Genomic DNA, 21416 nt, shown 5'->3' with positions numbered 1-21416 from the left:
GCTCCTTGATGTGGACGGAAGGTCATTCGGGTTTGCCGATTTTACGCTGTTTTATACGGGCTGGAAACAGACGCAATCACGCCTGCCCGATATGGGCGAAGGTTTCCCAGTTTGACCGTATGTGTTCTGCAAGCAGGGGCAGGTCTTGTTCGGCGGCTTCGTAGTATGCGCCGTCCCATTCTTCAAAGTCGGGGAACTGTTTGCGCAGGGAAGGGATGTCCCGCCCTTCGTCGGCAAGCGTTTCGATGTTTTCGCCGTGTTGTTCGTAGAGGGCTTTGGCTTTGTCCAAGACTTTCGGCACGGCTTTGATTTTCCAGCGGCGCAGGCTGTCGGCAAGCGGGTTGCGGAAAATGTATTCGCCGTAGCCGGAGGCGATAAGCTGTACGAAGCCGCCTTCTTCGACTTGGCTGTCGAGGTAGCAGAATGCGGTCAGCGTGTGCTGGTCGTCGGACAGGCAGGAGAGGGATTCGTCGCCGGTTTGGGCGGTGTGTTCGAGGTAGGCGGAAACGAGGGTATAGAGCAGAACGGATGGCTCTTGTTGGCGGATGTCTTCCGGAAGGGTAAGCGCAGTCATAGTATGCCGTCTGAAAAGTGGGGATTATAGCGGATTGCGGCTTTGCGCCGAAAATATCCTTTAGCCTGCCGATGGCGTAAAATAGGCGTACACCAACCACGTGAAGGAAAATCGAATGGACAATCTGAATCCGCAGGAAATTTCCGTGTTGCCGGAAAATCTGCCGCTGTATTGCTCGGGACCGGACAACGAGCAGTGGAACGGACATCCGAGGGTGTTTTTGCCTTTGGGCGAAGGAGAGTCGGGCAGCGTTGCCTGTCCGTATTGCGGCACGCGCTACCGCCTTGACGGAAAGATGCCGCATCATCATTACGCCTGAATGCAAACGGCGGAAAAATGCCGTCTGAAGCCTTTTCCGGTTTCAGACGGCATTTGTTTGGCTGGGCGGGCTTGTTCCGGCACGGGTATTCTGCCCGACGCGCCGCCCTGACGGGGGAACGGCGGTTTCCGTTCCCCGTATGGTGCTGCCGCTATGGATGGCGGCGTTTCGCCTAGAGGAAGAAAATCATTGCCACGACGACGGCAATCACGCCGTAAATCGCCATCGGGATAACGGTTTTCTTGATAATCGCACCTTCGGAATTTTTCACGTCCAATACGGTACATACGGCGATGATGTTGTTGAGGCACACCATATTGCCCATCGCGCCGCCGACGGATTGCAACGCCAGAATCAGGGTAACGGACAGGCCGGTATCCAAGGCGATTTGCTGCTGAATCGGGCCGAAGGTCAGGTTGGACACGGTGTTGGAGCCGGAGAAGAACGCGCCGATCGCGCCCAAATACGGCGAGAAGTAAACCCAGTGTTCGCCCGCCATTGCGGCAAATTCCTTACCGATGATTTTCACCATCGAATTGTCGCCGCCGACCAGCATCAGCTGAACCATAATCAGCGCGCCCATCAGGGCAAGCAGCGGTTTTTTGGTTTGATTGAAGGTTACGGCATAAATCGTCCAAGCATCTTTGAATTTGGTCTTATACAGCAGGATGCAGATCCAAACGGTAAAGACAAACGGAATCCAAGCGGGAACGTACAGCGTTTGGTAGGACGCGCTGACATCTTGTCCGAAAATATTGCCGAAGGTAATTGTCAGGGAGTCGCTGACGGTAATTTTGGACAAATCAAACGGCAGTTGGAAGCTGAACCATTCTTCTTTGCTGGTCAAAATGCCTTTGATGCCAAGTTGTTTGATGCGGGTAACCACCAGCATACCGATCAGCATACCCAAAGGGGTGAGTGCTTTGGCGACTTGGGCGAACGGCACTTTTTCGGCATTCGGGTCTTTGGCGTGGTCTTTGCTCAAGCCCCAGCCTTTATTAGCTGCAAATACGGAAAACATCAGACCGATTGCGCCGGCAACCAAAGAAGGAAATTCTTCGTTGACCATTGCCAATGCGACATAGGGAAGGGTACAGGAGAAAACGGCAATGGCGACGAAGCCCAAGTTTTTGCGGATTTCAGACCAAGGTACGATAAAACTCAAGCCGATGACGGGGATGATGAAACCTGCGAAGAAGTGCATCACGCCGGTCTGCCTGCCGATGGCGAGGATGTCTTCGGCACTCAGGTTCAGCGGTGCGAAACCGAACCAGGTCGGCGTACCGACCGCGCCGAAAGAGACGGGGACGGAGTTCATCACCAAAGTGAAAATCGCCACTTTCAACGGATTGAAGCCCAAGCTCATCAGAATCGGCGCGGCAATCGCAGCAGGCGTGCCGAAGCCGGATGCGCCTTCAATCATAAAGGCAAACGACCAGCCGATAATCATCAGTTGCGCTACGGGATTCGGGCTGATGGTCGCCAGCCATTTGCGGATGACATCGATGCAGCCCGTGGTTTCCATCATACGGTTGAACATAATCGCGCCGAAAATCACGGTAATCGGCGTGAGTGTTTTGACGAGGCCGGAAGCGGCGGTGGCGTTGAGCAGCATTCCCGCATCGCCGAAGTAGAAAAGTTTGATGGCGTAAATCAGCACTGCGGTAATCGGCAGCGCGACGTAGGAAGGCATACTGTTTTTTTTCACCATCAGCCAAATCAGCAGGACGATGGGGAATATGCTGAGGAAAAGTGCCATAACGAATCCTTTTTAGGCATTTGCATCATAAGGCGCGTTGAGGTTTGGAAAGACGTTCAAATCCCGCACACCCGATATTTTGGTTAAAAGATAAATTGGTAAGACCAATTATTATACGTTTGCACACTTTACGTAATCTTATGTAATCGGTCAAGCATTTTATCGATAATGGCTATTAATGCGGGTTAAGGATGGCGATGATGCGGCGGAGGGAGTGTGGGAAAGGGGCGTGTAAAAAAAGCCGCCCGAAAGGCTTCAGACGGCATTTTCAGCATTTTTCCAGCAGCACGAATACCGCGCCGTCCCCGTCCACGCGGAGGATTGAAGCATAGTCGTTATGCCAGTCGCCCAAAACGATGCGGGTAAAGCCGTTTTCGTGATGGATATGCTCGCGGTGGGTGTGCCCGTGTATCAGCCTTTCCGCACCGAAGGCGCGAACCTGCCGCGCGGTAAAGGCGGCATTGACATCCATAATATCGGCGGGCTTGACCTGTTTTTCCATTTTGCTGACACGCCTGATTTTGGCGGCAAGGCGCGTGCGCCACTTCAGAGGCAGCATCAGGAACAGTTTTTGCAGCCGCTTCCGATGCACGATTTTGCGGAAACGTTGGTATGCCCTGTCGTCGGTGCATAATGTGTCTCCGTGGCAGATGAGGGTTTTGCAGCCGAACAAGTCCAAAATCGAGTAATCCGGCAGCAGCGTCATGCCCGCACGCCGGCAAAAATCCTGACCGATCAGGAAGTCGCGGTTACCCCTGACAAAGAACACGGCAACGCCTTTGTTGGACAATTTCCTGATTTCCCGCGCAACCGAAGTATTCAACTCGGAAACTTCGTCATCGCCCACCCAAAAATCAAACAAATCGCCCAAAATATAAACCGCCCGCGCCTGCCCGGCGGCGGCAGAACGTAAAAAACGCAGCAGCAGCGCGGTCAGTTCGGGATGCTTTTCGCTCAAATGCAGGTCGGAGATGAAATAGGCGGGTTTCATAGGCAGGTTTCCAAATCGGGCGGATGTCGTGGCGGATTATAACGCGCCCGGCGGCGGGGCAATACGGCAAATGCCGCGCCAAGCATCGGGCGTTGGCGGAACCGGGGTTCGGGCGCGTTAAAAATGCCGTCTGAAGGCTTCAGACGGCATCGCGCGGGGCGGATGCGGTAAGGTTTTGCCGGAAAGATATGGGGTGGTGTGGCGGGATTTCCGTTAAAATACGCTTCTTTTTTATTTTTTCCGACCATTATGCGCCTTACCCACATCAAACTCTCCGGCTTCAAATCTTTTACCGACCCGACCACGATTCATGTTCCGGGGCAGCTTGTTGCGGTTATCGGGCCGAACGGCTGCGGCAAGTCGAATGTGATTGACGCGGTGCGTTGGGTGTTGGGCGAGGCTTCGGCGAAGCAGCTTCGCGGCGAAAGTATGCAGGACGTGATTTTTAACGGTGCGGCGACGCGCCGTCCCGCGCCGAGGGCTTCGGTGGAGCTGGTGTTTGACAACAGCGACCACAGTTTACAGGGTGCGTGGGGGCAGTATGCCGAGGTGAGCATCAAGCGGCAGCTGACGCGTCAGGGCGAATCGACTTATTTCATCAACAATCAGACCGTGCGCCGCCGCGACATTACCGATTTGTTTCTGGGTACGGGCGTGGGTGCGCGCGGTTATGCCGTCATCGAACAGGGGATGATTTCGCGCATCATCGAAGCGCGGCCGGAAGAGTTGCGCGCCTATATCGAAGAGGCGGCAGGCGTGTCCAAATATAAGGAACGCCGCAAGGAGACGGAAGGCCGTCTGAAAGACACACGCGAGCATTTGCAGCGTTTGGGCGATTTGCAGAACGAGTTGGCGCGTCAGGTGGAAAAGCTGGAGAAACAGGCGGAAACCGCCGAACGCTACAAATCCCTGACCGCGCAGTTGAACCAGCAACAGGATTTGCTCGATTACGCCCAATGGCAGCAATCGCTTGCCGCCGCCGATAAGGCGACCGCGCAGCATCAGTCTTTGCAGGCGCAGCAGGACGAAACCGCCGCGCAGGTTCAGGCGTTAAACGACGAAGTACACACCTTGCAGACCGCCGAGCAGTCGCAGCAGCAGGCGGTACACGAATTGAGCAATAAACGCGGCGTGTTGCGCGAACAGATTGCCCGTTTGGAAGAACAAATCCGCCATCAACAAAACCTGCACCAACGCATCGAACGCGACAAGCAGGCGGCTCAGGCGCAGTTGCAACGCATCCATCAGGAGCAGCAGCAAATCCGCGTGCAGCTTGAAGAAAACGAGTTGCAGGCCGAAGAAAAGCAAACCGAGCTGGCGGAATGGGCGATGCAGGTTGCCGAACACGAAGAACGTCTGCCCGAATTGGAAGAAGCCCAAGCCACGCTCAACACCGCCTTCCAAACCCAGCAGGACGAGGCAAACCGCATCCGCCGCGAACTGGCGTTGAAGCAGCAGCAGCTTGCCCATACCGGACAAACCGTTGCCAAGCACGAAGAGCGCAAAGGTCGTCTGAAACAGGAAAACCAAGCCCTGAACCTGCCCGACGAAGCCGAAACCGCCGCTGCGCAGGAAGCCGCCGCCTTGTTGCAAAGCCAGCAAGAGCATTACGAAGAACAAATCATTGCCGCCGAAGAAGCCTTACACGCCGCCCGCGAGGCGTTTCAGACGGCCTCAAACCGCTTCCAAAACCTGAAGCAGCGACACATCACCTTGCAGGCGCAGCAGCAGGCGTTGTCGCAAATCCTGTCGCAACAGCAGGAAGCCGCCGACTTCTGGCAGGCAACCGACCACGCCGCCGCGCCGCAGCTGTGGCAACACATCACCGCGCCCGCCGAGTGGCAGCACGCCTTGTCCGTCATCCTTGCCGAACGCCTGCACGCCCGCGCCGTGCCGCACGGCTTCGTTCCCCCCGTGCCGTTGCCGCAGGGGCAGGCAGCCTGGCTTTCAGACGACCTCTCCGGCAGCATCAAAAAATCCCTGCCCGTACAGGCATTGCTGAACCAAATCCAAGCGCAGCCGCCGTTTCAGACGGCATTGCACCACTGGCTCGACGGCGTATTGTGCGCACCCGATTTGAGTTACGCCCTCGCGCATCAAAGCGATTTGGGCGCACACCAAATTTGGCTCACGCCCGAAGGCCATCAGGTCGATAAAGTCAGCGTCCTGCTCTATGCCAAACCCGCGCAGGAAAGCCTGATTGCCCAAAAAGCACGCCTTGACGGCATCGCGTCCGAACTGGAAAACCTCGCCCCCGAACTCTCCGCCGCTGAAGCCGCGTTCAAACAGGCGGAGGCTGCCGTACGCTCGTCCGAAGTGCAGCACAAAAACCTGATGCAGCAGCAACAGCAGCACACGCGCCAATACAGTCAGGCGCAACAACGCGCTGCCGAACTCTTGGCGCGCACCAACCAAGGGCAAATCCGCCGCGAACACATCGAGCGCGAGCTGGCGCAGTTGGCGGAAGAACAGACCGTGTTGCAACACACGTCCGACGGGCTTTCAGACGACATCATTACTTTGCAGGAAGCTGCCGCCGAACTCGAACACCAACAGCAAACCACCGCGCACAGCCGCCAAGAGCAGCAAGGCCGTCTGAAACAGGCGCAGCTTGCCCTGTTGGAAGCCAACCGCCAATACGGGCTGGCCGAAGTCGCCGTCCACAAGCTCAACCAGCAAAAACAAAACTACCGGCAGCAAATCGCCCGACTCGAACAGCAAACCCTAGACTGGCAGGAACGCCAGCAAGAGCTTGCCCTCGCCTATGAAACCGAGTTCCAAAACGACGAGCAGCACATCAAGCTCGACGAGCTGACCGAAGCCGTGCACACGCTGGACGAAGAATACATCGCCGCACAGGAAAAACTCGCGCAGATTCAGGAGCAGGGCAGGGAGCAATACGCCCGCGTACAAACCCTGCAAACCAAGCTGCCACAGCTCCAGGCAGCGACCCAAACCGCCCTGTTGCAGCAGCAGGAAGCCCTGATCAACGCCAAACGTTACCATCAAAACCTGACCGAACGCGCCGCCGATTTGGACGCGCTCGAAGCGTTGGCGAAAGAATCGCCGAAAGTATCGAACAGCAGCATCGGCAGCCTCTCGCAACAAATCGAAGCCCTTGGCGCGGTCAACCTCGCCGCCCTGCAAGAACTCGAAGAAGCGCGCGAACGTGACGGCTACTACCGCAGCCAGAGCGAAGACGTGCAGGCAGCTATTACCCTTTTGGAAGAAGCCATCGCCCAAATCGACGACAAAACCAAAGCGCGTTTCAAAGAAACCTTCGACGCCGTCAACGGCAAAGTCCAAACCTTTTTCCCGACCCTGTTCGGCGGCGGCGAAGCCACCCTCAAAATGATAGGCGACGACCTCCTGACCGCCGGCGTGTCCATCATGGCGCGTCCGCCCGGCAAGAAAAACAGCACCATCCACCTCCTTTCCGGCGGCGAAAAAGCCCTTACCGCCATGAGCCTCGTGTTCGCCCTGTTCAGCCTCAACCCTGCTCCGTTCTGCCTTTTGGACGAAGTTGATGCCCCGCTGGACGATGCCAATACCTCGCGTTTCTGCAACCTGGTCAAAGAAATGTCGGCGCAAACCCAGTTCCTCTACATCTCCCACAACCGCCTGACCATGGAAATGGCAGAGCAGCTGGTCGGCGTAACCATGCAGGAAAAAGGCGTGTCGCGCGTCGTCGCCGTGGACATCAAGCAGGCGTTGGAAATGGCGGAAGCCGTTTGAACGGGTTGCAGAACGGCTGAATCTTGCCGTTTTTAATGACGTGTTGCGATACGGGTTTTCAGACGGTATAGTGAATTAAATTTAAACCGGTACAGCGTTGCCTCGCCTTAGCTCAAAGAGAACGATTCTCTAAGGTGCTGAAGCACCAAGTGAATCGGTTCCGTACTATCTGTACTGTCTGCGGCTCGCCGCCTTGTCCTGATTTTTGTTAATTCACTATATTTCAAACAGAACAGATTAAAATCAAATCCAAATCCATAAAAAATGCCGTCTGAACAGTGTTCAGACGGCATTTCGATGTGTACCGCCACGTCAAATCAGCGGTGGTGGCCGCAGCCGCATTCTTTTTTCATATCGATTACCATACGGCCAGTGATTTTGCCTTCGCGCATTTCTTGGAAAATCGCCGGAGCTTCATCCAAAGCACGCAGTTGGACTTTGGGCACAACCAAACCTTCCGCGCCGAATTGGAAGGCTTCTTCCAAATCTTTGCGCGTGCCGACCAGCGAGCCGACCACTTCGATGCCGTCCAAAACCAAACGCGGGATGGACAAATCCATCGATTCCGGCGGCAGACCGACGGCAACCACACGTCCGCCCGCACGGACGCAATCCACGGCAGAGTTGAATGCGGCAGCAGATACGGCGGTTACGACCGCAGCGTGTGCGCCGCCGGTTTTTTCCTGAATCACTTTGGCAGCGTCTTCTTTGGCGGCGTTGACAACCAAATCCGCGCCGGTTTCTTTGGCAAACGCCAGCTTGTCGTCGTTGATGTCGATGGCGGCAACGTGCGCGCCGAACACTTTTTTCGCGTATTGGACACCCAAGTTGCCCAAACCGCCCGCGCCGTAGATGGCAATCCACTGTCCCGGACGCACGCCGGACACTTTCACGGCTTTGTAGCAGGTAACGCCGGCGCAAGTGATGCTGGACGCTTGGGCGGGGTCGAGTCCGTCGGGGACTTTGACCGCATAATCCGCATTGACGATGCAGTGGGTCGCCATACCGCCGTCGGCGGTGTAGCCCGCGTTCAATACGGAACGGCACAGGGTTTCGCGGCCGGTGTTGCAGTATTCGCAAGAGCCGCAGCTTTGGAACAGCCAGGCGATGCTGACGCGGTCGCCGACTTTCAGATTTTTCACACCGTCGGCAACTTCTTTAACCAGACCGATGCCCTCGTGTCCCAGCACGCGGCCCGGTTTATCGCCGTAGTCGCCTGCCGCAACGTGCAGGTCGGTATGGCACACGCCGCAATATTCGACTTCGACCAATGCCTCGCCGTATTCCAACGGGCGAACCTCGCGTTCGACTACTTCCACATCGCCCGCTACATTTTTATTCACAACAACTGCCTGCATTTTCATGATTGCGCTCCTTTTCAAGGTAAAAAACCTGTAAACGGAATGTTGTCCGATATAAGGATAAGCATACGCTTCCGCACCTTGCGGGTCAAATAGTATGTTGTTGAAAAATATGGATTATATGTTATATTATAACAACTGGAGAGGCGCGGCATCGTGGAGGTTGCCGGATGCGGGGCGGCAGGTTTCAAGTTTGAAAAACCGGATGGGCAAACCTGTAAAGATGCCGTCTGAAGCTGTGTCCGGACGGCATTTTTACGGGTTTGGGGGCTTCGGCGGAGGGTCAGTCGAAGTCCGGGCAGTCCTGCCCGCTGCCGGCGGCGGAAAGCGTGCCGCCGTCGTTGAGCGTAACGATGCAGGTTTCGCCTTCGTTGGTCGCCCGATTGGGGTCGGCCTGAAGGGTGAAGTGGTCGGGGCTGACTTTGCTTAAGGTAATGTCGAAATATTTGTTTTGTTTCAGTTTGGTTTCGTCGTAGTTCTCAAACGTCCCTTTTTGGAGGTAGTAACGTTCCAAGTTTTGCGCGTTCATCAGCAGGGTGGATTTGACTTCCGACAGGCGGATGCGGCGGGTGTAGGTTTTATAGGAGGGGTAGGCGATGAGCGTCAGGATGCTGAGGATGGCGACGGCAATCAGCAGCTCGGTCAGCGTAAAGCCTTTTTGAACGTTTTTCATAGCAATGTGTTTCCATTTGGTTGTTTGCGGACGGCATTATAACGCCGTATCGGAAATGGCGGAATATGTAAACGGATTGAAATTTTCGGGAAAGCAGATTGTATAAGCCATTTAAAACAAATGGTTATTTTTATCGTCGGCAGTTTGCCGCCTTGGATGGGGCAGGGACTTGCGGTAGAATCCGCTTCCGATTTATGGGATTGGCGCATACAGAGAATTGAAAATATGGCAAAAATGATGAAATGGGCGGCTGTTGCGGCAGTCGCGGCGGCAGCGGTTTGGGGCGGATGGTCTTATCTGAAGCCCGAACCGCAGGTTTCTTATATTACGGAAACGGTCAGGCGCGGCGACATCAGCCGGACGGTTTCTGCAACAGGGGAGATTTCGCCGTCGAATCTGGTATCGGTCGGCGCGCAGGCTTCGGGGCAGATTAAGAAGCTTTATGTCAAACTCGGGCAACAGGTCAAAAAGGGCGATTTGATTGCGGAAATTAATTCGACCACGCAGACCAACACGCTCAATACGGAAAAATCCAAATTGGAAACGTATCAGGCGAAGCTGGTGTCGGCACAGATTGCATTGGGCAGCGCGGAGAAGAAATATAAGCGTCAGACGGCGTTGTGGAAGGATGATGCGACCTCTAAAGAAGATTTGGAAAGCGCGCAGGATGCGCTTGCCGCCGCCAAAGCCAATGTTGCCGAGCTGAAGGCTCTAATCAGACAGAGCAAAATTTCCATCAATACCGCCGAGTCGGAATTGGGCTACACGCGCATTACTGCGACGATGGACGGCACGGTGGTGGCGATTCCCGTGGAAGAGGGGCAGACTGTGAACGCGGCGCAGTCCGCACCGACGATTATCCAGCTTGCCAATTTGGATATGATGTTGAACAAAATGCAGATTGCCGAGGGCGATATTACCAAGGTGAAGGCGGGGCAGGATATTTCGTTTACGATTTTGTCCGAACCGGATACGCCGATTAAGGCGAAGCTCGACAGCGTCGACCCCGGGCTGACCACGATGTCGTCGGGCGGCTACAACAGCAGTACGGATACGGCTTCCAATGCGGTCTATTATTATGCCCGTTCGTTTGTGCCCAATCCGGACGGCAAACTCGCCACGGGGATGACGACGCAGAATACGGTTGAAATCGACGGTGTGAAAAATGTGCTGATTATTCCGTCACTGACCGTGAAAAATCGCGGCGGCAAGGCGTTCGTACGCGTGTTGGGTGCAGACGGCAAAGCAGTGGAACGCGAAATCCGGACCGGTATGAAAGACAGTATGAATACCGAAGTGAAAAGCGGTTTGAAAGAGGGGGACAAAGTGGTTATCTCCGAAATGACCGCCGCCGAGCAACAGGAAAGCAGCGAACGCGTCATGGGCGGACCGCCGCGCTGATAAACGAATATGCCGTCTGAACACGGAAACGGTTTCAGACGGCATTTATCATACTGATTGACGGAACATTATGAGCTTGATCGAATGTAAAAACATCAACCGCTATTTCGGCAGCGGCGAGAACCGCGTCCATATTTTGAAAGACATCAGCCTGTCGATAGAGAAGGGCGATTTTGTCGCCATCATCGGGCAGTCCGGTTCGGGCAAGTCCACGCTGATGAACATACTCGGCTGTTTGGATACCGCCGGTTCCGGTTCGTACCGAATCGACGGCATCGAAACTGCCAAAATGCAGCCTGACGAGCTGGCGGCATTGCGCCGCGAACGCTTCGGTTTCATCTTCCAACGCTACAACCTCTTAAGCTCGCTGACCGCAAGGGATAACGTCGCGCTGCCAGCCGTGTATATGGGCGCGGGCGGCAAAGAGCGTTCCGCGCGGGCGGAGAAGTTGTTGCAGGATTTGGGTTTGGCAAGCAAAGAGGGCAACAAGCCCGGCGAACTCTCGGGCGGACAGCAGCAGCGCGTCTCCATCGCCCGCGCCCTGATGAACGGCGGAGAAATCATCTTCGCCGACGAGCCGACCGGCGCGCTCGATACCGCCAGCGGCAAAAACGTGATGGAAATCATCCGCAGGCTGCACGAAGCTGGGCATACCGTCATTATGGTCACGCACGACCCCGGCATTGCCGCCAACGCCAACCGCGTCATCGAAATCCGGGACGGCGAAATCATTTCCGACACCTCGAAAAATCCCGAAATCCCCACAAGCAAGGTCGGGAGGATTCAGGAAAAAGCCTCGTGGTCGTTTTATTACGACCAGTTTGTCGAAGCCTTCAGAATGTCGGTGCAAGCAGTATTGGCGCACAAAATGCGTTCGCTTCTGACGATGCTGGGCATCATCATCGGTATCGCTTCGGTGGTTTCCGTCGTCGCATTGGGCAACGGTTCGCAGAAAAAAATCCTCGAAGACATCAGTTCGATGGGGACGAACACCATCAGCATCTTCCCCGGGCGCGGCTTCGGCGACAGGCGCAGCGGCAAAATCAGAACCCTGACCATAGACGATGCAAAAATCATCGCCAAACAAAGCTACGTTGCTTCCGCCACGCCTATGACTTCGAGCGGCGGCACGCTGACTTACCGCAATACCGACCTGACCGCTTCTTTGTACGGCGTGGGCGAACAATATTTCGACGTGCGCGGGCTGAAGCTGGAAACGGGGCGGCTGTTTGATGAGAACGATGTGAAAGAAGACGCGCAAGTCGTCGTCATCGACCAAAATGTCAAAGACAAACTCTTTGCGGATTCGGATCCGTTGGGTAAAACCATTTTGTTCAGGAAACGCCCCTTGACCGTCATCGGCGTGATGAAAAAAGACGAAAACGCTTTCGGCAATTCCGACGTGCTGATGCTTTGGTCGCCCTATACGACGGTGATGCACCAAATCACAGGCGAGAGCCACACCAACTCCATCACCGTCAAAATCAAAGACAATGCCAATACCCGGGTTGCCGAAAAAGGGCTGACCGAGTTGCTCAAAGCGCGGCACGGCACGGAAGACTTCTTCATGAACAACAGCGACAGCATCAGGCAGATGGTCGAAAGCACCACCGGCACGATGAAGCTGCTGATTTCCTCCATCGCCCTGATTTCATTGGTAGTCGGCGGCATCGGCGTGATGAACATCATGCTGGTGTCCGTTACCGAGCGAACCAAAGAAATCGGCATACGGATGGCAATCGGCGCGCGGCGCGGCAATATTTTGCAGCAGTTTTTGATTGAGGCGGTGTTAATCTGCATCATCGGAGGCTTGGTCGGCGTAGGTTTGTCCGCCGCCGTCAGCCTCGTGTTCAACCACTTTGTAACCGACTTCCCGATGGACATTTCGGCGGCATCCGTTATCGGGGCGGTCGCCTGTTCGACCGGAATCGGCATCGCGTTCGGCTTTATGCCTGCCAATAAAGCAGCCAAACTCAATCCGATAGACGCATTGGCACAGGATTGAGGTTGGACAAAGATGCCGTCTGAAGCTGCCGGACCGGTCATTTTGAAGCAGAAACTTATCGGACAAAACGGTTTCTTAGATTCTACGTTCTAGATTCCCACTTGCGTGGGAATGACGGCGGTGTGTTTCGTATTGTTCAATTTATTATTTTCAATCATTCAATGGGTTAGGATGTGTTTGTTGGCTTGCCAACTTTCAGTGCGGATTGGTTTTCAGACGGCATTTTCCGCAAAAAAGGCTTGGAATTTTCCAAGCCTTTTGTTTTGCGGATGGATTATTGGTTTTTGCGGATGATTTCCTCCAGTTGGGGCATCGGGCTGTAACCGCTTTGGGTGCGCCCGTTGGGGAAGACGAGGGTCGGTGTGCCGTTGAAGCCGAACTGTTCGCCCAAGGAAGTAGTTTCCGCGACGGGGTTGTCGCAGATGCCGCCGCCGGCCGGGAATTTGCCTTTACGCATCCATTCCGTCCACGCTTTGGCGCGGTCGGGCTGACACCATAAGATTTGCGCCTTGCGCGCGGCATCGGGGTGCAGGCCGGCAATGGGCATCATAAAGCTGTAAACCGTCACGTCGGTCATTTTTTCAAACTCGTGTTCCAAGCGTCTGCAGAACGGACAGTCCGGGTCGGAGAAGACGGCGACTTTCAGCTTGCCGTTGCCGCGTACTTCTTTGATGGCTTTGTCCAAAGGCAGGGAAGCGAAGTCGATTTTGTTCAAATCTGCCATACGCTGTTCGGTGAGGTTTTTCCGGTTGTTGATGTCAAGAAGTTCGCCGGAAAATAGATAATCGGCGTTTGCATCGGTGTAGATAATCTGCCTTCCGCTGATGACGACTTCGTAAATGCCTCTGACCGGTGTTTCGCTGACGCTGATGACTTTCAGACCTTGGGATTCGTAAATTTTTTCGAGGCGTGCTTTCAAGGCTTCGCCGACTTTTCCTTGTACGGGGGCGGCGGACTCGGCTTTGACGGCGGGTTCGGCGTTGGCGTTGGAAACGGGCGTTTGCCCGCAGGCCAGCAGCGGGAGGACGGTAAAGGGGGTTAAGATTTTGATTAACTTGGTTTTCATATAAAGATGATTGCGCGTGTTGGAAAAGCGGCATTGTATCAAACCTCTGTTGCGCCTGCATTGCGCCGAGGCTCAATTTATCGTCTGAAAATAGCTTCCGGCTGTTAAAATACGCAAAAAAATGATTTGCCTGCTTGTATAATCTACCACCGCATCGCTGTAAACAGATGGCTGAGCGGACTTTAGTGCCGCTTGAGGTCGTCTGAAAGATTTGCTGCGGGCAACTGAAAGATTTTACCGACACTTTGAGAAAAATGATGAACCAACAAGAATACGCTGAATATCTGTTTAAGCTGCTGGGCGAAGAGCCACGGGCAGCAGATAAATATAATGGCTGGGAAGATTATTTCTACGGTTTGTTTCAAGGTTTTATGCCCGACGGAGAAGGCGTGGCTGCGGTGTTTGAACCTTTGGAAAAGGGACAGGAATTGCTGGCGCGCATCATGCCTGTGTATCAAAGCACTGCCGAACACAACCAAGAAATCCTCGACGGCGGCTATATTCCCGGCTATTTCTGTCCGCCTGCGCAAGATGAGGCAGAAGTGAGACAGACGGGTGAGCGTTTGTTGGAAGGGTTGCGCGAATTTGCCCGCTTTGTTGAAGACGAAGAGCTGATTGCAGCCTTGGCAGCGATTAAACAGATACGTTTGGGCGAGCCTGCGGAAGAGTTTAACGATACTCAGGATTTGTTGGGAGAGGTATTCAGCGAATGGCAGACGAGCAATACAGATGACAACAGCCCCGAACAAGTGTTGTCCGAAGCCTATTATTCCGTAAGTTGTGATTATTACCTGTCCGCCTATCTGCAATACCCGCTTTACCGCACCAAACCTGACAGCGATTTTCTCCGTCCTTATTTTGATTTGTGGAAACAGGGTTACGGCTTTACCTTGGATAAAGACTGTTTGTATTTGTGCAAATAGCTTCCGTTTTTTCAGACGGCCTCAAACATTTTTTACACACCATGATCTACCACCGCATCGCTGTAAACGTGCCGCTTTCAGACGGCCTTTTGACTTATTCCCATTCCGAGCCGCTGCCGCTGGGCGCGCGGGTGCTTGTGCCTTTCCGCAACAAGACCGTGGTCGGGATTGTGTGGGAAACGGATATTGCTCCGGATATGGATGCGGCGCGGATTTTGGGCGTTCAGACGACCTTTTCGGACGAGCCGCCGCTGCCCGAAAGCTGGCGTGATTTGCTCTCGTTTACGTCGCGTTATTACCACTATCCGACGGGGCAGGCAGTGTTTGCCGCGCTGCCGCAGGGTTTGAAGGAAACGCGTGCGGTGGAAATGCCGCAGCCGCCGTTGTTTTATGCGTTGAACGAAGCAGGCAGGGCGCAAACGCCGCCGCCGCCGCGGTTCAACAAAAAAGCGGCTTTGTGGGACGCGCTGCTGTTAGGCGGGATGACGATGGCGGCGTTGAAGCAGGTGAACGCGCAGGCGGCGAAATTGATTGAGGATTGGGCGGAGCAGGGTTGGATTGAAACGATGGAAGCGGCGAATCCTATATTAAGGTCGTACCACGGGCAGGCTTCGCACTCTGAATTTGTATTAAATGCCGACCAGCAGAAGGCTTCCGATGAAATTCAGACGGCATTGGGATGCTTCCGGCCGTTTCTGCTATACGGCATCACCGGCAGCGGCAAGACCGAGGTGTATTTCGATGCGATGGCGAAAGTGTTGGCGCAGGGGCGGCAGGTGTTGTTTCTGTTGCCCGAAATCAACCTCACGCCGCAGCTTTTAAAACGGGTGGAAGACCGTTTTGCTGACGTGCCGACTGCCGTGTTGCACAGCCGGATGGCGGCAGGCAGGCGCACGCAGGATTATTTGTGCGCGATGTTGGGGCAGGCGAAATTGGTCATCGGCACGAGGCTGGCGGTGTTCACGCCGATGGATGATGTCGGGCTGATTGTGGTCGATGAGGAACACGACGGCTCGTTCAAGCAGGACAACGAATTGCGCTACCACGCCCGCGATTTGGCGGTGTGGCGGGCGAAGCAGAGCGGCTGCCCCGTCGTGTTGGGTAGCGCCACGCCCAGTTTGGAGAGTTGGCAAAAGGCGCAAAGCGGCGCGTACCGCTTGCTGCAACTGACCGAACGCGCCCATACCGCCGCACAACTGCCGCAAGTGGACATCCTCAACGTAGGCCGTCTGAAACTCGACAACGGCTTCTCGCCGCAAGCCTTACAGCTTTTGAAACAGAATTTTGAAGCAGGCGGCATGTCGCTGGTGTACCTCAACCGGCGCGGCTTTGCACCCGCGCTGTTTTGCGGTGACTGCGGCCATACCTTCGGCTGCCCGAATTGTTCCGCCAAAATGGTGTTGCACCAACGCGCCCGCCAACTGCGCTGCCACCACTGCGACCACCGCGAACCCATCCCGTTCAAATGCCCCGACTGCGGCAACCAAGACCTGACCGCCGTCGGCCACGGCACGCAGCGCGTCGAAGAAACCCTGCGCGCCTTCCTGCCCAAGGCCGCCGTCGTCCGCGTTGATAGGGACAGTACCGCGCACAAAAACGACTGGGCGGATTTGTACCGCCGCATTGCCGACAACGAAATCGATATTCTGGTCGGCACGCAGATGCTTGCCAAAGGCCATGATTTCGCGCGGCTCAACCTCGTTATCGTATTGAACGCCGACGGCAGCCTGTATAGCGCGGACTTTCGCGCGCCGGAAAGGCTGTTCGCCGAGCTGATGCAAGTGTCCGGCAGGGCGGGGCGCGCCGACAAACCCGGCAAGGTGTTGATACAGACCCAACTGCCCGAACATCCCGTCTTCACCGCCGTCAAAGCGCAGGACTACGCCGTGTTTGCCGAAAACGAATTGAACGAGCGGCAAATGTTCGCCATGCCGCCTTTCGGTTTCCAGACCGCCGTCCGCGCCGACGCGCCGCGCGTTGCCGATGCGATGGAATTTCTCAACGCCGCCAAAGAAACCCTGGCCCCGCTTTTGCCTGAAAGCATCTCCCAGTTCGGTGCCGCCCCGATGCTGATGGTGCGCCTAGCCGAACGCGAACGCGCGCAAATCTTCCTCGAATCGACATCCCGACAGGATTTGCACCGCGCCGTGAGTTTGTGGGTGCAGGTGTTGCAGCAAAACCGCGACGGCAAAATCAGATGGTCGGTGGATGTCGATCCGCAGGAGGCTTGATTATTGGCAATCCGATGCCGTCTGAAAACCGTTTCAGACGGCATTTTTATTCCGGATCGTCTGTAAACGCATTCGCCCGAAAGATCGGTACGAACGTAAAGAGATAAAGCACAAACACGGCAGCGGTCAGAATTGCAGGGAGTGTGATGAAGAATATCGGGTTCACGTTCATTAAAACAGCGCGCGAGACGGCGGCGGCGAAGAGGATGGGAACGGCGATGCGGCAGAGTTTGGGATAATCGAGTTTGGTAAAGCCGCTGTGCCACAGTCCGGCGGTCAGCCACACCATCATCACGCCGCCCATCATGCCGCCGAGGGTAATCAGGTGCAGGGGGGCGGAGGCGGGCAGGTTTTGCAGTTTCACCGCACCTGTCCACAGATAGCCTGCGGCGGCAAAAAGCTGGAGCAGGTAATAGGTGCGGACGTAGTGTTTGCGCAGGAGTTCGTAATGGTGCAGTTCGCGCAGCTTGGCGAGCAGGATGAAGCCGACGGCGAGCGCGGTAAAACCGGCGGTCTGCGCGGGCAGCCAAAGTTCGGCGGCGGCGTGCAGCAGCAGGAAGGTGATGGCGATGTTTTTATAAACGACGTTGGGGATAAATACGGGATCTTTCAGACGGCATTCTTTGAGGGCTTCCGCGCCCAAAAGGACGCTGACACGAACTGACACGAACATGACCGCTGCCATGTTCAGATGCACTTGCGCGCGCAACAGGTTCAAATCGCCGCTTACGGCATAGGCCGTCTGAAAAACGGTGAACGCGGCAAGCAGCATTAAGAGGGCAAAGTTGTCGGTGTTTCGGTCTAGCCAAATCAGCCAGGCGCAGAACAGCAGCAACACCAGCCAATAAGCCGCTACAAAGAATGCGGCAAGTTGCGGTAAAAACGGCAATAAAACAGCCGCAACAAGCAACAACACCGCCATCAAAGTAGCGGCAGGTTTCAGGTTGCCCGAAAAACCTGTCCAGTCCAACAAAGCCGCAGTCAAAAAACCTCCGTATGCCGCCGGCAGCATAAGTTCCAAGAAAATTTGGCGGTGCAGGACAACGGCGGCAGGGCTGATGAAAAACACCAACGCGCCGAGTACGGCAAGCACCGTCGCACCGACGAAAAACGGGCGCATGGGGTGGGTGAAAAATTTATTCATCGCTTGGTTTGATTCTGCATGAAGATGCTTTCGGATTGCTTACATTGGCTCTGGGGAGTTTTAAGCCTGTGTACGTAATGTAATTAGGGTTTACTTACTCTAAAATATAATTAAATTTTTCTTCGAATCCATAATCTTCATCTTGTTTCTTAACTCTTTCTAGAACCTTTACTATTTCAATAAATATATTTTCTAATTGATTTTTTGAGAACATAGCATCTTTCCATACCAAAGTAATCGGTCGTTCTACATTTGTGCTTAATAAATCCCACAGAGCATCAAGATTGTTCCCATAATAATCTTGTATAGAAAATATTTTTGAAATTTGATTATGAAAATCTTGTTCCGTATAAATTTTACTACCGATAATCTCTAATTGCATAAGTTATACTCATATTTCCAAGTTCCAATTTGTATTGCAGAGATATAATAATCAGTTGTTATATATAGCAATCCATTATGGATTTATTGGGCGGACAGATCCGTATCTTTTATCAAACAGGCAAGTCTGCGGCTTGCTTGCCCTCTCCCTAGCCCTCTCCCACGGGGAGAGGGGATTAAACTGTCGAGCCCGAACATTTTCAGGTTTGCCTACCATCCGATTCCCAATCCTGCGCTCTCTAATTTTCAGCAACCTGATTCCCTCTCCCCGTGGGAGAGGGTTAGGGAGAGGGCAACGAACCGCAAGGTTCGTCAGATACTCAAATGCCCTTATCATTCATATTATTGATATTATTGTTTGAATTGTATTATTTTCAATAATAATAAATAATCCTAAACCAATATAAATAACAGCCATTATCCAACGACTAAACTTCTCTACGATTTCACCAACACCTGAAATATTAGCCAATCTTTGTGCTGTATATACTAAAACAAAAATCAATATTAAAAATACAAGAATAGTAACTAATAAGTCGACAAGATCTAAAGTCACAAAGTAAGGAACAAAAAGTCCAATATTATCTGCACCACAACTAGCAACTGTAACCAAAGCAACAATACCGACTAATTTTGACAACCCTTTTTCATCCAATTCTTTTTTAGCTCTTTTTTCGCCCTCACAATCGTCGTAAATAGCAACTTTAATACCTAAGTAAATCGGTATTAAACCTAATAAACCCAACACCCATTTTTCCGGAACATAATTTAAAACAAAAGCTAGAAATAAACTAACTAATATTAAAATTACAGAACCTAAATATTGTCCGATATAAATATCTCGATATTCTTTTCTAGTATTTGCTCTAGCAAAAAATATTAATAGTATTACCAACAAATCTACTGCTGTAGCAATATATAAAACAGCAGCAGTAATCACAGTCGAAAACATAAAGCACCTCATAATGAATCCCCTGCCCCCTTGGCACCACGGCTTTTTCAAAAACCGAATCGCGTTCGAACAACAGATTCGTACCTTCCACCAAAGAGGCAAACCTTCGGCTCGCTTACCCTCTCCCTGGCCCTCTCCCACAGGGAGAGGGGATTAGGCTGTCAAGTCCGAGTATTTTCAGGTTTACCCGCCATCTGATTCTCAATCCTGCGCCCTCTGATTTTCAGAAACCTGTTCCCCTCTCCCTGTGGGAGAGGGTTAGGGAGAGGGCGATTCGTCAGACACTCAAATCCTTATCATTCATAATAATGAATCCCCTGAAACGCCCTTGCCACCACGGTTTCTTCAAAAGCCGAATCGCGTTCGGACAGCGGTGTGGGCAGGGTCATCACGTTTTGCACGTTCATGCCCTTAGTGGAGAGCAGCATGATTTCATGGCTCAGGCGTGCGGCTTCAAAGCGGTCGTGTGTTACCAGCATACACGCCATAGTCTGCCGCTCGATTTTTTCCACCAGCATGGCAACCAAAATATCGCGTAAATCGCGGTCCAAACCGACAAACGGCTCGTCCAGCAAGGCAAGGTCGCAGCCGCACAGCAGCAGGCGCAAAAACGCCACCCGTTTCGCCATACCGCCGGACAATTCGGTCGGATATTTGTTCAAATCGCCCGCAGTCAGCCCGACTTTCGCCGCCAGCGCGATGATTTCGCCTTCATCGGGTTTGTCCATAAAAATCGCGATATTCTGCATCGCGGTCAGGTTTTCCGGCAGGCGGTTTTCCTGAAACAGAAAACCCGTTTTGCGGAAAGTATTGCGTATCGTGCCCGATTTCGGCGTTTCCAAGCCCGCAATCAGCCGCAAAACCGTTGTCTTGCCGCAGCCGCTCGGCCCGAACAAGGCTTTCACTTCGCCGTGTTGCAGGTTCAAACTGAAATCGCGCACGATGGGGTCGCGGAGAATTTCAAAACGCACGTTTTCAAGACAGAGCATCATCTTCTCCACGGCATAAACAAAATTTCCAAAGGCTTGGTAATCAGGTATTCAAACAGCGATACAAACACGATAACCAGCACCACATAAGCCATCACCGTCGAAGTCTCCAGCATCGCCCTCGCGTCCGCAATCCGCGCGCCCACGCCTTCGCTCGCGCCCAAGAGTTCCGCCATAATCACCACCTTCACCCCCATCGCCACCGCCACGCCGATGCTGGAAATCACATAGCCTGTCAGATGCGGGATATACAGATAGCGGATTTTTTTCAGACGGCCTAATTTATAAGCGTCAAACAATTCCTCATGCTGCTTGTTCACGCTCGCCATCCCGACTGCCGCACTCGCAAACGTCAGCGGTGCAACCAACACAATGATGGTAAACAACACGCTCGGATTGCCGAAACCGAACCAAAACAGAGCCATCACCACCCAAATAATCGGCGGCATCGCCAACAAAATCGTAATCACAGGCTTAAGCAACGCCATCGCCGTCTTAAAACTGCCCGCCACCAGCCCCGCCGCCAAGCCCGCTACCAACGCAATCGAAATGCCCACCACCGACCGCCACAGCGAAATCCCGATTTCGTTTTCCTGAAAATGTTTCAATAAATCCAAAGACTTTTGAAACACCTCCACCGGCGCAGGCAGCATAAACTCACCGAACATGGCGCTGCCCCACGCCCACAACGCCACCACCATCATCGCCACGCTCAGACCGGCAAATCCGCTCCAAAGGTAGTCGATGATGTAAAACACCGCAGGCTGCGGTTTGCGGATTTTGTCGGTTTTAATCATGGTTTGGGTGTTAGTTGATGGGGATGGTTTGGGGATGGTGGGTCGTCTGAAAAAATGGTTGATTGGGTTAGACGGAACACCGTAACCCAACGAAACGGTTTGATTTCCCAAATAG

19 protein-coding genes are annotated in these 21416 nt (G+C 53.7%); 7 read left to right on the top strand and 12 right to left on the bottom strand.

Going from position 1 to position 21416, the window contains the following annotated elements:
- Positions 1-76: 76 nt before the first annotated feature.
- Positions 77-574 carry a DNA-mimic protein DMP19 gene (locus Q9J32_RS04455; protein ID WP_301884004.1) on the bottom strand — a complete coding sequence of 166 codons (498 nt, stop codon included), beginning with the start codon at positions 572-574 and terminating at the stop codon, positions 77-79.
- Positions 575-689: 115 nt separating this feature from the next.
- Between Q9J32_RS04455 and Q9J32_RS04450 the strand changes: the two genes are divergently transcribed.
- Complete coding sequence (locus tag Q9J32_RS04450; RefSeq protein WP_002241191.1) at positions 690-893, top strand: zinc-finger domain-containing protein; 204 nt, start codon at positions 690-692, stop codon at positions 891-893.
- A gap of 17 nt (positions 894-910) precedes the next feature.
- On the top strand, positions 911-1069 hold the full coding sequence (locus Q9J32_RS04445) for a hypothetical protein (protein WP_159068528.1): 159 nt from the start codon (positions 911-913) through the stop codon (positions 1067-1069).
- Here Q9J32_RS04445 and Q9J32_RS04440 read toward each other — a convergent pair.
- From Q9J32_RS04440 to Q9J32_RS04430, 3 genes are all read right to left on the bottom strand, one after another.
- Positions 1066-2652 carry an L-lactate permease gene (locus Q9J32_RS04440; RefSeq protein ID WP_301884000.1) on the bottom strand — a complete coding sequence of 529 codons (1587 nt, stop codon included), beginning with the start codon at positions 2650-2652 and terminating at the stop codon, positions 1066-1068. The genes Q9J32_RS04445 and Q9J32_RS04440 overlap by 4 nt on opposite strands.
- 268 nt (positions 2653-2920) lie before the next feature.
- Positions 2921-3643, bottom strand: a complete 723-nt coding sequence (gene lpxH, locus Q9J32_RS04435; protein WP_301883998.1) for a UDP-2,3-diacylglucosamine diphosphatase — start codon at positions 3641-3643, stop codon at positions 2921-2923.
- Entirely contained in the window at positions 3640-3891 is a 252-nt protein-coding gene (locus tag Q9J32_RS04430; RefSeq protein WP_301883996.1) for a hypothetical protein, read from the bottom strand. Before Q9J32_RS04430 ends, lpxH begins: the two co-directional genes overlap by 4 nt.
- 1 nt (position 3892) lies before the next feature.
- Between Q9J32_RS04430 and smc the strand changes: the two genes are divergently transcribed.
- A complete protein-coding gene (smc, locus tag Q9J32_RS04425; RefSeq protein ID WP_301883993.1) occupies positions 3893-7378 on the top strand; it encodes a chromosome segregation protein SMC in 3486 nt (1161 codons plus the stop codon).
- A 317-nt stretch (positions 7379-7695) separates the two neighbouring features.
- Here smc and adhP read toward each other — a convergent pair whose 3' ends face one another.
- Positions 7696-8742 (bottom strand): alcohol dehydrogenase AdhP, encoded by a 1047-nt coding sequence (gene adhP, locus Q9J32_RS04420; protein ID WP_301883991.1) that lies wholly within the window; start codon positions 8740-8742, stop codon positions 7696-7698.
- Between the two features lie 280 nt (positions 8743-9022).
- A complete protein-coding gene (locus tag Q9J32_RS04415) occupies positions 9023-9412 on the bottom strand; it encodes a type IV pilin protein (protein WP_301883983.1) in 390 nt (129 codons plus the stop codon).
- Between the two features lie 225 nt (positions 9413-9637).
- On the opposite strand from Q9J32_RS04415, the gene Q9J32_RS04410 reads away from it, so the two are divergent.
- Entirely contained in the window at positions 9638-10813 is a 1176-nt protein-coding gene (locus tag Q9J32_RS04410; protein ID WP_301884166.1) for a MacA family efflux pump subunit, read from the top strand.
- Positions 10814-10883: 70 nt separating this feature from the next.
- Positions 10884-12818, top strand: coding sequence for a MacB family efflux pump subunit (locus tag Q9J32_RS04405; protein ID WP_025457861.1), 1935 nt, complete (start codon positions 10884-10886; stop codon positions 12816-12818).
- Between the two features lie 274 nt (positions 12819-13092).
- Here the strand turns inward: Q9J32_RS04405 and Q9J32_RS04400 are convergent, their stop codons facing one another.
- Positions 13093-13884 carry a DsbC family protein gene (locus tag Q9J32_RS04400; RefSeq protein WP_304675113.1) on the bottom strand — a complete coding sequence of 264 codons (792 nt, stop codon included), beginning with the start codon at positions 13882-13884 and terminating at the stop codon, positions 13093-13095.
- A 254-nt stretch (positions 13885-14138) separates the two neighbouring features.
- Between Q9J32_RS04400 and Q9J32_RS04395 the strand changes: the two genes are divergently transcribed.
- Both Q9J32_RS04395 and Q9J32_RS04390 read left to right on the top strand, forming a co-directional pair.
- Positions 14139-14807 (top strand): hypothetical protein, encoded by a 669-nt coding sequence (locus tag Q9J32_RS04395; RefSeq protein ID WP_304675370.1) that lies wholly within the window; start codon positions 14139-14141, stop codon positions 14805-14807.
- A 41-nt stretch (positions 14808-14848) separates the two neighbouring features.
- Positions 14849-17038, top strand: a complete 2190-nt coding sequence (locus Q9J32_RS04390) for a primosomal protein N' (RefSeq protein ID WP_301884163.1) — start codon at positions 14849-14851, stop codon at positions 17036-17038.
- 46 nt (positions 17039-17084) lie between these two features.
- Here the strand turns inward: Q9J32_RS04390 and Q9J32_RS04385 are convergent, their stop codons facing one another.
- The 5 genes from Q9J32_RS04385 to Q9J32_RS04365 all read right to left on the bottom strand — a co-directional run bounded on the left by Q9J32_RS04385 (position 17085) and on the right by Q9J32_RS04365 (position 21301).
- Positions 17085-18182, bottom strand: a complete 1098-nt coding sequence (locus Q9J32_RS04385) for an NnrS family protein (protein ID WP_301817845.1) — start codon at positions 18180-18182, stop codon at positions 17085-17087.
- 94 nt (positions 18183-18276) lie between these two features.
- Positions 18277-18564 (bottom strand): barstar family protein, encoded by a 288-nt coding sequence (locus tag Q9J32_RS04380; RefSeq protein ID WP_003712505.1) that lies wholly within the window; start codon positions 18562-18564, stop codon positions 18277-18279.
- 336 nt (positions 18565-18900) lie between these two features.
- Positions 18901-19515, bottom strand: coding sequence for a CadD family cadmium resistance transporter (locus tag Q9J32_RS04375; protein WP_032804110.1), 615 nt, complete (start codon positions 19513-19515; stop codon positions 18901-18903).
- Positions 19516-19811: 296 nt separating this feature from the next.
- On the bottom strand, positions 19812-20504 hold the full coding sequence (locus Q9J32_RS04370; protein WP_301817874.1) for an ATP-binding cassette domain-containing protein: 693 nt from the start codon (positions 20502-20504) through the stop codon (positions 19812-19814).
- Positions 20504-21301 carry an ABC transporter permease gene (locus Q9J32_RS04365; protein WP_301817875.1) on the bottom strand — a complete coding sequence of 266 codons (798 nt, stop codon included), beginning with the start codon at positions 21299-21301 and terminating at the stop codon, positions 20504-20506. The genes Q9J32_RS04370 and Q9J32_RS04365 overlap by 1 nt, the downstream gene beginning before the upstream one ends.
- Positions 21302-21416: the final 115 nt, after the last annotated feature.

This window comes from Neisseria uirgultaei, from assembly GCF_962719845.1.
Taxonomy (GTDB): Bacteria; Pseudomonadota; Gammaproteobacteria; order Burkholderiales; family Neisseriaceae; genus Neisseria; species Neisseria bergeri.
The sequence above is the reverse complement of the archived record's forward strand: the minus strand, read 5'-3'. Positions and strand labels throughout refer to the sequence as shown.